Source organism: Neolewinella aquimaris (assembly GCF_014197245.1).
In the GTDB taxonomy this organism is placed as follows: domain Bacteria; phylum Bacteroidota; class Bacteroidia; order Chitinophagales; family Saprospiraceae; genus Neolewinella; species Neolewinella aquimaris.
In genome coordinates this window covers 1,070,032-1,082,176 of the sequence record NZ_JACIFF010000001.1, presented here as the reverse complement: position 1 = coordinate 1,082,176, position 12,145 = coordinate 1,070,032, and the positions used below count along the sequence as shown (strand labels likewise).

General features: G+C 56.8%; 9 protein-coding genes. 5 read left to right on the top strand and 4 right to left on the bottom strand.

Going from position 1 to position 12,145, the window contains the following annotated elements; genetic code table 11:
• Window positions 1–30 precede the first annotated feature (30 nt).
• On the top strand, window positions 31–1,464 hold the full coding sequence (gene asnS, locus GGR28_RS04335; protein WP_183494473.1) for an asparagine--tRNA ligase: 1,434 nt from the start codon (window positions 31–33) through the stop codon (window positions 1,462–1,464).
• A 167-nt stretch (window positions 1,465–1,631) separates the two neighbouring features.
• A complete protein-coding gene (gene hemC / locus GGR28_RS04330; protein ID WP_183494472.1) occupies window positions 1,632–2,528 on the top strand; it encodes a hydroxymethylbilane synthase in 897 nt (298 codons plus the stop codon).
• Here the strand turns inward: hemC and GGR28_RS04325 are convergent.
• Together GGR28_RS04325 and GGR28_RS04320 are read right to left on the bottom strand one after the other, a co-directional pair.
• Complete coding sequence (locus GGR28_RS04325) at window positions 2,509–3,153, bottom strand: DUF5683 domain-containing protein (protein ID WP_183494471.1); 645 nt, start codon at window positions 3,151–3,153, stop codon at window positions 2,509–2,511. The genes hemC and GGR28_RS04325 overlap by 20 nt on opposite strands.
• Window positions 3,150–4,088 (bottom strand): ParB/RepB/Spo0J family partition protein, encoded by a 939-nt coding sequence (locus GGR28_RS04320; protein WP_183494470.1) that lies wholly within the window; start codon window positions 4,086–4,088, stop codon window positions 3,150–3,152. The genes GGR28_RS04325 and GGR28_RS04320 overlap by 4 nt, the downstream gene beginning before the upstream one ends.
• Window positions 4,089–4,368: 280 nt before the next feature.
• Here GGR28_RS04320 and GGR28_RS04315 point away from each other — a divergent pair, with 280 nt between their 5' ends.
• Both GGR28_RS04315 and GGR28_RS04310 read left to right on the top strand, forming a co-directional pair.
• A complete protein-coding gene (locus GGR28_RS04315) occupies window positions 4,369–6,717 on the top strand; it encodes a glycosyltransferase family 4 protein (RefSeq protein ID WP_183494469.1) in 2,349 nt (782 codons plus the stop codon).
• Window positions 6,718–6,725: 8 nt separating this feature from the next.
• Window positions 6,726–7,724, top strand: a complete 999-nt coding sequence (locus GGR28_RS04310; RefSeq protein ID WP_221233786.1) for a glycosyltransferase family 4 protein — start codon at window positions 6,726–6,728, stop codon at window positions 7,722–7,724.
• A gap of 2 nt (window positions 7,725–7,726) precedes the next feature.
• Here GGR28_RS04310 and GGR28_RS04305 read toward each other — a convergent pair whose 3' ends face one another.
• Together GGR28_RS04305 and GGR28_RS04300 are read right to left on the bottom strand one after the other, a co-directional pair.
• Complete coding sequence (locus tag GGR28_RS04305; protein WP_183494467.1) at window positions 7,727–9,229, bottom strand: glycoside hydrolase family 130 protein; 1,503 nt, start codon at window positions 9,227–9,229, stop codon at window positions 7,727–7,729.
• Window positions 9,230–9,294: 65 nt separating this feature from the next.
• Complete coding sequence (locus GGR28_RS04300) at window positions 9,295–10,356, bottom strand: aldo/keto reductase (RefSeq protein WP_246416213.1); 1,062 nt, start codon at window positions 10,354–10,356, stop codon at window positions 9,295–9,297.
• Between the two features lie 216 nt (window positions 10,357–10,572).
• Between GGR28_RS04300 and GGR28_RS04295 the strand changes: the two genes are divergently transcribed.
• Window positions 10,573–12,069 (top strand): c-type cytochrome, encoded by a 1,497-nt coding sequence (locus tag GGR28_RS04295; RefSeq protein ID WP_183494466.1) that lies wholly within the window; start codon window positions 10,573–10,575, stop codon window positions 12,067–12,069.
• The last annotated feature ends 76 nt before the right edge of the window (window positions 12,070–12,145 follow it).

Here is a 12,145-nt window from a genome sequence, read left to right as displayed (position 1 = left end):
TTCTATCTTTGCCCGCCAAAATATAGCAGTATGATCGTTCGCCAGGAAATTAAGGCGCTACTTCAGCAACCGCCCATCGGCCAGGAAGTCACCGTTATGGGCTGGGTCCGCGCCTGGCGGGGCAATCGGTTCATGGTGCTCAACGACGGCTCCGGCCCGGAAACTCTGCAAGTTGTCGTCGACGGCGATCAGTTTGACGAAGCGACCCTGCGTCAGATCGGATTTCACGCCTGCGTCGGCGTCACCGGCACCCTGGCCGAAAGTCAGGGCAGCGGGCAGGCTGTCGAAGTACTGGCTACCGATCTTACTATTTATGGTGCCAACGACCTGAGCAAGTATCCCCTCCAGCCCAAGAAGCAGAGCATGGAGTTCCTGCGGGACAATGCGCAATTTCGCATGCGCACCAACACCTTTAGTTCGGTCTTCCGGGTGCGGCACGGGGTAGCGTACGCCGTCAACAAGTACTTCAACGACCGCGGCTACTACTACCTGCACACGCCCATCATCACCGGCAACGACGCCGAGGGAGCCGGGGAGATGTTTCGCGTATCGGTGCTGGATCCCGTAAACCCACCGAAAACCGAGGACGGAAAGATCGATTACGACCAGGATTTCTTCGGCAAGCCCACCAACCTCACGGTAAGCGGACAGCTGCAGGCGGAGATCGGGGCCCTCGCGCTCGGCAAGGTGTACACCTTCGGTCCGACCTTTCGGGCGGAGAACAGCAACACCAGCCGTCACCTCGCCGAATTCTGGATGATCGAGCCGGAGATCGCCTTCGCCGACCTGGACAACGACATGGATCTGGCCGAAGACTTCGTCAAGTACCTTATCAACTACTGCCTGGAGCATTACGCTGAAGACCTGAAATTCCTCGACGATCGCATCCAGGAGTTGGAGAAGAACATGAAGGCGACCGACCGTCGACCGATGGGGCTGGTCGATACCCTCAAGTTTGTCGTAGCCAACGAGTTTGCCCGGGTGACCTACACCGAAGCTTTGGACATCTTGATCCGGAGTAAAACGTACAAGAAGGGCAAATTCGAGTTCCCCCTTTCCTGGGGCGCCGACCTGCAGGCGGAACACGAGCGCTACCTGGTAGAGAAGCACTTCGAGCGGCCCGTGATCGTGCGCGACTACCCCAAAGACATCAAGGCATTCTACATGCGGCAGAACGAAGACGGCAAGACCGTGGCCGCCATGGATGTGCTGTTTCCCTACATCGGTGAGGTCATCGGTGGAAGCCAGCGCGAGGAGCGGGAGGATAAACTCCGGCAACGCATGCAAGAAATGGACGTTCACGCCGACGAACTGGACTGGTACCTCCAGCTCCGCACCTTCGGAGGGTGCCCCCACGCCGGTTTCGGCCTCGGCTTCGAGCGCATCGTACAGTTCATTACCGGCATGGGGAATATTCGCGACGTGATTCCTTTTCCGCGGGCTCCCCGTTTGGCACAGTTTTAAACTGACAGTTGTTGAGTTGTTGGGTTATTGAATAAGGGGGGTGAATTATCGTCTTCCTTTGTGGCTTCACTGAGATCAATACATCAATTTACCCCTTCACCACCTCGCCTACAATGCCTCCAACGCCCGCAAATCAACAACTAAATACCCCAACAACCCACCCTCCCATGAGAATAGGCACCCGCGGTTCCCGCCTCGCCCTCTGGCAAGCCCACTTCGTACAGGAAGAACTCAGCCGCCACGGCATTGCCTCGGAGCTCGAGATCATCAAGACACAGGGCGACCGGGTTCAGCACCTCGGCTTCGATAAGCTGGAGGGGAAGGGGTTCTTTACGAAGGAAATTGAGGACGCGCTACTCGAAGGACGCATCGACTGCGCCGTGCACAGCCTGAAGGATCTGCCAACCAACCAGCCGGAAGGACTGGTCCTGGCCGCGCTAAGCTACCGGGCTTCCGTGGAGGACGTGGTGCTGATCCACAAGGACCGGGCGACCTCCGGCATGCCCTTCAGTCTGCCGGAAGGGGCGACCATCGGTACCAGCAGCAACCGGCGCAAGGCCATCCTGAAGGACCTTCATCCCGGCCTGCTTCCCGTAGACATTCGCGGAAACGTCCCTACCCGAATGAAGAAGGCACTTTCCGGAGAGCTTGACGCCGTGGTACTGGCAGCGGCCGGGCTGGAAAGGCTTGACCTGGACTTGAGTGAAATGACGGTAGTACGCACGTCCCCCCGTGAATTTGTGCCCGCACCCGGACAGGGCGTGATGGCCGTGCAGACCCGGGAGGAGGACATTGAAATGCGCAAGAAACTGTCGCTGCTGCACCACCCGATCGTGGGAGAATGCACCAATGTCGAACGGACGGTCCTTAACCTTATGCAGGGCGGTTGCTCCATGCCCCTCGGGGTGTACTGCGAAAAGGATCAATTGGGCAATTATCACGTATGGGCTTCTTACGCCCCCACCGCTTCCGATCCCCTGCGCCGCGTACAGGTGAGTCAGTCAACCCGCGCCGGCCTCGCCGAACGAGTGGTAGAGGAGTTACTTAGCGCGCCAGTAGCCTAGCCCGTGCTTCTTCCGCCTTTCTTCGTTTGCCGCTGCCGAGGGGAACGGTGAGTCCGGCACCCGCCAGTCCTCCCGGGCTTACCGTCGGTGCAATGCGGATGCTGAGGTCATCGCTGATGTCGAAGTCGCGCAGGTGGGCGTCGGTAAAGGCCTCGACCGCCTGAAGAATATACACGCCGAGAATGCCGAAGTAGGCCGTTTGCCGCGTACGGTTGGCGTTGTTGCGGGCCGTCACCAGGGCCTGGGAGGTCACCTCATCTACCGAAAACTCACTCTCTTTCGGGATGCATTCCGCATTCGGTATGACGATCACATTGCCGTCCCCGAGGCACCGTGCTTCCAGGGCCGTAACGAAGCGCTGGTACTGCGTCTGGTTGTAGTCGGCAACGGCAACAACGCCCAGCAGGCCGCTGTACACCAGGGGCACCTTCCACCATGCTTTATTGTACACCTGGCCGCCGCCGGGGATGATCGACCAGAGCAGCGCGCGCTTAGGACCGCGGTTGATGTCCTGTAGGGTACGCACACTATCCGTTGGCATATTTTGCGCGGACGCAGGTGCAATGGCTACGACCAACAGCAGGGCAAGTAGGGTAGCCCACCATAATGTCCTGGCGGGCCTCATTCTACGGACTTATAAAACTGGTCGAGCTGTTCCTTGCTTTCAAAGCGTAGGGTGATGGTGCCGGAGCGCCCTTCCTGGTTGTCGAGCTTGACCTTTACCTTTTTCGTGCCGAAGAACTCGGCAAATGCCTGGGCCACGCGGCGGGAGTCGTCGTTCGTGGGCGGGGTTCCGCGGGATACCCGGTTCTTGTTTTTATACACCCGGCTTTCCCGTTCGATGTCGCGTACCGACCAGTTGGGGTGGGAGAGGATGTCGTCGAGAAAGGTTTCCTGCTGGCCGATGTCCTTGATTCCGGAGAAGGTCTTTGCGGCGCCGATGCTGATCTTCCGGTCCTTAATGGCCTGCCGCACCCGGTTGGAAGTGCTGAGGATGGTCAGGTAGTTGGTGATCGTCGATCGTTTCTTGCCTACGCGGCTGGCGAGTTGCTCCTGGGTGAGGTCGAATTCTTCCTGCAGCCGGAGGTAGGAGTAGGCAACTTCCATCGGATTGAGGTCTTCCCGCTGGATGTTCTCGATCAGGGCCATCTCCAGCAGGGTCTGATCGTTGGCCGTGCGGATGAAGGCAGGTACTTCGCGCAGGCCCGCCAGCTGACTAGCCCGGTAGCGGCGCTCTCCACTGATGATCTGGTAGCTGCCGTCGCCCATGTGTCGGACGGTCATCGGCTGAATGATGCCGTGGACGCGAATGCTGTCGGCGAGCTCCTGCAGGGGTTCCTTTTCGAAATCCTGACGGGGCTGGTCGGGATTGGGCGAAATGTTGTCGATGGGCAACATGGCAAAGTTGCGGCTCAGGGTCTTGATCGTTTCTTCTTCACTGGCCTTGTCGAGCCGCTGGCCGGGAAATAGGGCGCTCAGGCCATTGCTGCCGCCCAGGTTACTAAGGCTGTTCTTCAAATCACTGCTGCTGGGTTTGCCCCCCTTAAACTTCTTGGCCATAACTGTTTACTTGCTGAACCGCAAAGATAACCAAAGCCGCACGGGGTCCTCGTTACGGCGAAATCTTTGATTTCTGCACCACTCAGCCGAAATAATGTCCATCGATTTTGTTTGTTTTTGTAGTAGACGGAAGCTAGTAAAACAAAGGGTTTTGCTTGCGCGCCGGAACGTACGCATTTTGTTAGCGACAGTGCGGACGCTTTTTGACTGAACTCCGGGCTTAAAAACTGGGTTGGAACAGTTACCGATTGTTTTGTAATTGTCCTTCTAACTACCGTAAATGAAAGTCGCCTTCCTGGGGAACTACCCGCCCAAAGCCTGTGGTATCGGCACCTTTACCAACAGCCTCGCCCGCGCCATACTGAGCAACCTCAGTGCCGGCGAAATAAAGGAGTATGCCGAAATCATCGCTATGGAAGATCCGAGCGACGAACATGCTTACCCGGACGAGGTCACCCTACGGATCGCCCCCCAGGAACCGAAAGAATACCGCGAAGCTGCGGACTACCTCAATTCCGGCGGATTCGACCTACTCGTGCTTCAGCACGAATACGGCATCTTCGGAGGAGACGACGGCGTGTACATCATGCACCTGCTGGACCGCCTTCGCATTCCCGTCATCGTGACGTTTCATACCATTTTAAAGGAACCTAGTTTCGGACAACGAGACGTACTCAGCCGCATTGCGGAGCGCGCGCAGGCGGTTGTGGTTATGTCCCGCCTGGCCGAAGAACTTCTTCAAACCGTATTTGAAGTGGGTGCTGAGAAAATTCACGTTGTCGAACACGGCGTTCCCGTGATACAATCAGCGCCCCGGGAAACGATTCGGCAGCAGCTTGGCTGGTCCGATCGGCGGGTGCTATTCACTTTTGGTCTGCTGGGACGCGGAAAGGGCATCGAGACCTCCATTCGAGCGCTCCCGGAAATTGTGAAACAATTTCCCAATACCCTGTACGTAGTTTTGGGAAAGACCCATCCGCACGTCCTGCGGTCCAATGGAGAGGAGTACCGAAACTATCTTATCGACTTAGCGGTCGAGTTAGGAGTGGGGGACAATCTACAGATGGTAAGCAAATTCGCTTCCGAGCAAGAACTTTTCGATTGCCTCCGGGCTGCCGACATCTATGTCGTCCCTTATCCCAACGTAGCGCAAATCACGAGCGGCACCCTCGCCTACGCGGTGGGTGCGGGCGCAGCGATCGTAAGCACTCCATTCTGGCACGCCACGGAACTGCTGCAGGAGGGTAGGGGAAAACTGTTTCCCTTCCACGACAGCAATGCCCTTGCCACTACGATCATCGAGCTATTCGACAACGAAAGTGAGCTTGACGGCCTACGGCAGCGCGCGGCCGCATACGGACGTGATCTACTGTGGCCCCGTATCGGTAAACAGTACCTCAGAGTCTTCGGAGAAGCAAAGGTCGCTTACGCCCGCTATAGCGCAACGACGAAGACATTTGGCGAGTTGCCTCCCCTAAAGCTCGACCATTTACTGCGGTTCACGGATGATTGCGGAATCCTCCAGCACGCCAAGTATGCCATTCCCAATCGCTTCGAGGGCTACTGTCTCGACGACAACGGTCGTGCCCTTCTCCTGGTTGGAATGCTCGGTAAGGCTGGACTCGCGGACCGCGATATCCTGCAACGGCTAGCGGATACCTACATCAGCTACATCTTCCACGCCCAAAATCTGGATGGCAGCTTCCGCAACTTCATGAGCTACGACCGGCGCTTTCTCGAGCAACACGGGTCGGAAGATAGTTTTGGCCGCGCTCTCTGGGGCGTCGCCTTCTGCCTGGCAAACCCGCCCCGCGCGGATCAGCGAGCAATTCTCGAGGAGATATTCATCCGTGCCGTCGGCCATCTCGATACGGCGACCAGCCCCCGTACGGTCGCTTACGGCATCCTTGCCTTGACGTACTACCTCGATTTCAAACCGACCGACGAATCCATGCTCGATCTGCTGGATCGGCTCTGTAATCGTCTTGTGAATCACTATCACGATAGTCGGGAAGAAAATTGGAATTGGTTCGAGAAGTACTTAACTTACAGTAACGGTATCCTGCCTCTGGCACTCTTCCGGTCACTCAATCACCTGAGCAAGGAATCGAACCGCTCGGTTGCCATCGAGTCGACCACTTTCTTAGCCGAACAGACCATCGTCGACGGCGTGTTGTGTCCCATCGGTTGCAGTAACCCGTACGTCATCCGTGAGGATCGCCCGCGTTACGATCAACAGCCCGTTGATGTAATGTGCAAGGTGTTGTTATTCAGTGAAGCTTGCCGTCATCAGGGCCTGCAACCGCACTGCGCTCATTTAGGTACGGCATTTGCCTGGTTTACCGGTCAAAACGACATGAAAACCTCGATGTACAACCCGGAAACGGGGGGATGCTTCGACGGACTCATGGAAGGTGGAGTTAACCACAACCAGGGCGCGGAAAGTTTGATCGCCTACCTCATCAGTAGAGTCGAATTGGAAAATTTTACGAATGAATGGTCTCAGCACAGCAGCGATGAGACCGGTATCACGAGTGATAAAGCACTCAAAAAGCTGCTGAACGGATTTGCCCTTCCGGAAACCACGGTTTCCGGATTCGGTCATGCGATCGAAGGTACCCTCGGGTGAAGGTAGCCATGTTAGGACCTATCGCCTGGGCCACGCCTCCGGCCGCCTACGGACCCTGGGAACAGGTGACCAGCCACCTTACGGAAGGGTTGGTCAAAAAAGGAATCGACGTAACGTTGTTTGCTACCGGAACGAGTAAAACCGCCGGTAAGCTAATCGCGACAACGGCGTTCGGATACGCGGAAAAATCAGGCCAGGACCCTAAGGTGCTGGAATACTTACACATTAGTCAGGTCATGGGAGCAGCACATAAATTCGACATCGTTCACAATCAATTTGATTTCATGCCTCTCGGTTATAGCCAGTTGGTCCATACACCAATGGTCACAACCGTCCATGGATTCAGCAGTGATCACATCGTACCGGTTTACCAGCGGTACAACGACAGTACCGATTACGTCTCCATCAGCGATGCGGATCGGGACGACCGCATCGACTACATCGCCACGGTATACAATGGAGTCGATACCTCCCAGTTTACCATCAATTATAAACCCCAGGAGTACCTGGCCTACTTCGGCCGCATTCACCCGGAAAAAGGTGCCGCTGAGGCGATTGCCATCGCTCACCGGGCCAAGCGACCGTTGATTATAGCCGGGCTCATTCAGGACCACGAGTACTACCGGGAAAAAGTGCTTCCCCACATCGACGACGAGCAGGTGCGCTACCTCGGTAATGTCGGACCTGACGAACGCGACCGCATCCTTGGTGGTGCCGCTGCCCTGCTTCACCCCATCTCCTTCGATGAACCCTTCGGCCTGAGCGTGGCCGAAAGCATGATGACCGGCACGCCGGTCATCGCCTTCAATCGTGGAGCAATGCCGGAGCTGATCGAGCACGGCCGCACGGGTTACCTTACCGATAATGTAGAGGAAGCCGCCGAATTGGTTGCTATGTGCGGACAACTCGACCGCGGTGAGGTCGCTCAGGTAGCCCGTGACCGCTTCAGCGTCGAACGCATGACGGAGGGCTACATCGAGGTGTACAACACGATCTTAGATCGGTAGCGTCAGTTTGTACTGCCGGTAGAAAATTGCTGCGTACTTCCGTTTTCTAGCAAGGTTTCCAGTAAAGTGTCCAGACTCACCGTGGCGAACCGCGCCGCCTCATCCGATATACCGTAGGGAATGAATACCTCTCCGTTGTGGATGATGCTCCCGCAGCTGTACACTACGTTGGGTACGTAACCCTCCCGTTCGTCGTCCATGGGGCTGAGTAGCGGTTCCTCTAGCTGCCCAATCACGATGGAGGGATCGTCGAGGTCAAGCAACATGGCCCCGAGGCAATAGCGGCGCATCGGTCCTACGCCGTGGGTGATTACCAACCATCCCTTGTCGGTCTCGATCGGAGCGCCACAGTTTCCTACCTGGTAAAGCTGCCAGGAGAATTTAGGCTCGCTGATCTTTACCGCGTCGTCCCACACCTGCAGGCGATCGCTCTTGATGATGTAGTTGTTGATTCCGTCGATGCGACACAGTACGTGGTACTTGCCGTTGATCTTTCGTGGAAAGATGGCGTGGTTCTTATTTACTGCCGCATCGCCGTACACCGGACGGATCGTGAAGGTGTAGAAATCTTCCGTTTCAATGATCATGGGCCGGATCTGACTGCCGTTGTAGGCCGTGTAGGTGCCGTAGTAGATCTTGCTGCCGTCGTCGTTAACGAACTGCAGAAAGCGGGCATCCTCCATTCCCTTCATCTCGAAATCGATCATTGGGTAGAGCACGCGCTCACTGATGTCGGTATCGAGGCTAAATTGAAGCTCGTAGTAGCGATCGGCAACCGTCATCAGGTGGTTGAGCTGATCGCGTTCGCGGCTGTCTTCGGGATACTGGTTCCACAGCTTCCAGTACCGCTCGTAGAGCTCGCGGTGATTGAAGTTGTCGGGCAGGTCTTGGATGAGCAGATCGAAGATCTCCTGATCGATTTCATCCCGCTCGCGGGTCCGTTTGGAAAACGCTTCTTTAGTGTACTGCGAGTAGTAAATGCGCTCGGCCAGTCCGACGAACTGGTTGGTCGGCTCGGCGATCGGGTTATTTTCCCGGTCAAGAACGATGTTACGGAACTCGATGGAGGACGTATGGCCCTCGCCCACGGCACGCATGCTCATCACGATGCGCATCTGTCCGCGCTCCAGCCCCGTCTGATCGAGTGCGGGTACGACGGAGGGATTGAAGAAGGCCGCCGACTCGATGCTGTACTCGTGAGTAAAGTAGGCACCGATCAGGGCCTGCTTCTCCTCGCTCAGCAGCAGCACTTTCTCCCGCTGTTCGGGTACCCGTTCCAGGGCGGCGTTGAGGTGCCTGCGGTAGATACCGATGGTGTTGCGGTGTCGTCGGGCGAAGTCACGCAGGGTCCGCATCAGGGTGTCGTGGGTTTCCTGGTCGTCCAGGTTAATGACGCGGTCGATCAGTTGGTAGGCACGGTCTTTTCCCGCCCAGAAAAAGCGGCCAATGACCCGGCTGGCATCGCCGTACATACGCAGGGGCTTGCGCTCAATTGGTATCTGCATGAAGTCAAATATGAATGGGCCGCGAAGCTAACAACTCGCGGCGTAAGTTGGTGAATCGGTGGTCGCTACACGGCCGGATTAGGATACATTGCCTGGACGGCTTCCAGGTCGTCGATTACATCGCTTGTCAATTGTAAGTCGATGCTATCAATGTTTTGTTTCAACTGTTTAATGGATGTAGCACCGATAATATTGCTCTGATTGAAGGGTCGGTCCGTGACGAAGGCCAGCGCCATCTGCGCCATGTCAAGCCCGTGACGCTCGGCCACTTCGGCGTACCGTCGGGTCGCGGCCAGACTGTTGTCGCTGTTGTACCGGGTGTAGTGCGTAAACTGGTTGAGCCGACTGCTGGCATCGTCCTCGTTGCGTAGGTACTTCCCGGAAAGTCTACCCATTGCCAGGGGAGAATAGGGGAAGCCGGCGATGTTTTCCCGCAGACACACCTCCGCCAGGCCTACTTCGAATCCCCGTGCCAGCAGACTGTAGGGATTCTGTATACTTACCGGGCGGGGTAGGCCGTGGGCGTCCGCCAGGTGAAGTACCCGCATCAGTCCCCAGGGCGTTTCGTTGCTCAGCCCCCAGGCGCGGATCAGCCCCTCCTCGATCAGATCCCGCATGTGGGTGAGGACGTCCAGAAAGTTATCCTCCCAATCGTCCTTTGCGGTTATCCCCCGCGTTCCGAAAAAATTGGTGCTTCGCTCGGGCCAGTGCAATTGGTAGAGGTCAACGTGGTCGGTCTGCAACCGTTCCAGGCTCTTCGCGAGCGCTTCCCGCAATTGGCCGTTTGCGAAACCCAGGTTTTTCCTGATGTGCCGGGCCATCGGTAGGGGACCAGCGATCTTCGTTGCCAGGTAGAAGGAATCGCGCTTATTCCGTGAGTTGATCCAGCTTCCGATGATGCGTTCGGTGCTTCCCTGGGTCTCGGCCCGGGGCGGGACGGAGTACATCTCTGCCGTGTCGATCAGGTTTATGCCCCGCTCCATGGCATAATCGAGTTGCTCGTGGCCTTCGGCTTCGCTATTTTGCTGACCGAACGTCATGGTACCCAGGGCGATCTTCGAAACCGGCCAGCCGGTAGTAGCAAATTCGTTATACCGCATGGCCGCCTTATAATTTCTTATGTTCATGCCGCAACAAACGTCGCACACCCCAAATGTTCATCGGGGCGGGTGCGCGGGAGCAATGTGAAAACGAGAAGAAGCGGGGCTATTTAGACAGAATCTAAATGGAAGCTCCGTTTCGCAACAAGTTTGTTAAAGAAATGTCATGAAAGTATCTTTGCGCGACCGACAAGCGAGGCATTCTCCCGCATACGTCGCAATTCCTTAAATGTCAACATTATAATGACATACCTTACTAAAACCTATCGGTGCCTGCCGCTGATCCTGGCCCTGTTCCTGTCCAGTGGGGGCGCTTTTGCCCAAGACGTTACGGCCGACTCTATCGCCGCCGCGGTAGCCGAGCCAGCCGCGGAAGTGCCCACTACCACCGTCGGAGCGGGGGAGGGTGATCCCGCCCTTGGTGCCGCACTCTGGAAAGAGAACGTCTGTGGCTCCTGCCACGCCGGAGACATGAAGGCCAACCTTACCGGTCCCGCACTCGGTGGGGTGGAGGAGCGCTGGGCCGGAGAGCCCCGGGAACACCTCTACGAGTGGGTACAACAGTCCCAGAAGCTGATCGGCTCCGGAAAAAGTGCTCAGGCCCTCGCCGTTTGGAATGCATGGAAGCCCACGGTGATGTCCAACTTTACGAATTTGAGCAATTCGGACGTCGAGCACCTGCTGGCCTACATTGACGGAATGTACCGCGGTACTTACGCCAAGCCCGGCTCTACCCTCAACGGACCGGCGGTAGCCGCCGAGGTAGAAACCGACAACACCTGGCTGTTCATCATCCTGGGTGTATCACTGCTTCTGCTCTCACTGATCCTGGCCCGTATCACGAGCAACCTACAGTACATGGTCTCCGCGACGGAGGGCGCCACTCCCGCCCGCCGGACACTGGTACAGGTACTTACGAGCCGCGGCATGATCGCGTTCGTCATCTTCGTGCTTGTCGTGCTGGGTGGTTACACTACCGTAAATCACGCCATCGACCTCGGCCGCCAGCAGGACTACCAGCCCGATCAACCGATCAAGTTTAGCCACGAGGTACACGCCGGCATCCACAAGATCGAGTGCCAGTACTGTCACGACGGTGCCCGTCGCTCGAAGCATTCCGTCATTCCCGCCGTCAATACCTGTATGAACTGCCACCGCGCCATTCAGGTCGGTAGCCAGTACGGAACCGCCGAACTGACCAAGATCTTCGCCTCCATCGGCTGGGATCCTTCCGAGGGTGCCTACATTCAGAACTACGATCAGATGACCAATGATCAGGCCCGGGACATCTACCAAAAGTGGATCGCCAACACCTTCATCAGCGAAGGCGGTGACCCCGATGACGTGGACGAGGTAGTAGAAGAACAGTGGGACGGCATCTACGCCGCCCTCACCAACGAATACACCGGCGACGAGCGGATCGCGGGTCCCATCGAATGGACACGCATCCACAACCTCCCCGATCACGCCTACTTCAACCACGCCCAGCACGTAACCGTCGGTAAGCTGAAGTGCCAAAACTGCCACGGACCCGTGGAGGAAATGGAAGTGGTGTACCAGTACAGCCCCCTCAGCATGGGATGGTGTATCAACTGCCACCGGGAGACCGAAGTACAGTTTGAGGACAACGACTACTATAAGTCTTATGAACGCTACCACGAGGAAATCAAGGAAGGTGTTCGCGACGGTGTAACCGTTGAGGACGTCGGCGGCCTCAACTGCCAACGCTGTCACTACTAGAGGTCTTATATTTTAAAATTTACCGCCCTGGCGGATCTCCGGGAACGGGTACTCCCCGAACCCAAAGTAAAGTTGA

What these genes read in the sequence shown, in the direction of transcription:
- GGR28_RS04325 (WP_183494471.1), bottom strand. Translation starts at nt 3,153, where the DNA reads ATGAGGCCCGCCAGGACATTATGGTGGGCTACCCTACTTGCCCTGCTG.
- GGR28_RS04300 (WP_246416213.1), bottom strand. Translation starts at nt 10,356, where the DNA reads ATGAACATAAGAAATTATAAGGCGGCCATGCGGTATAACGAATTTGCT.
- asnS (WP_183494473.1), top strand. Translation starts at nt 31, where the DNA reads ATGATCGTTCGCCAGGAAATTAAGGCGCTACTTCAGCAACCGCCCATC.
- GGR28_RS04315 (WP_183494469.1), top strand. Translation starts at nt 4,369, where the DNA reads ATGAAAGTCGCCTTCCTGGGGAACTACCCGCCCAAAGCCTGTGGTATC.
- GGR28_RS04295 (WP_183494466.1), top strand. Translation starts at nt 10,573, where the DNA reads ATGACATACCTTACTAAAACCTATCGGTGCCTGCCGCTGATCCTGGCC.
- hemC (WP_183494472.1), top strand. Translation starts at nt 1,632, where the DNA reads ATGAGAATAGGCACCCGCGGTTCCCGCCTCGCCCTCTGGCAAGCCCAC.
- GGR28_RS04320 (WP_183494470.1), bottom strand. Translation starts at nt 4,088, where the DNA reads ATGGCCAAGAAGTTTAAGGGGGGCAAACCCAGCAGCAGTGATTTGAAG.
- GGR28_RS04305 (WP_183494467.1), bottom strand. Translation starts at nt 9,229, where the DNA reads ATGCAGATACCAATTGAGCGCAAGCCCCTGCGTATGTACGGCGATGCC.
- GGR28_RS04310 (WP_221233786.1), top strand. Translation starts at nt 6,726, where the DNA reads ATGTTAGGACCTATCGCCTGGGCCACGCCTCCGGCCGCCTACGGACCC.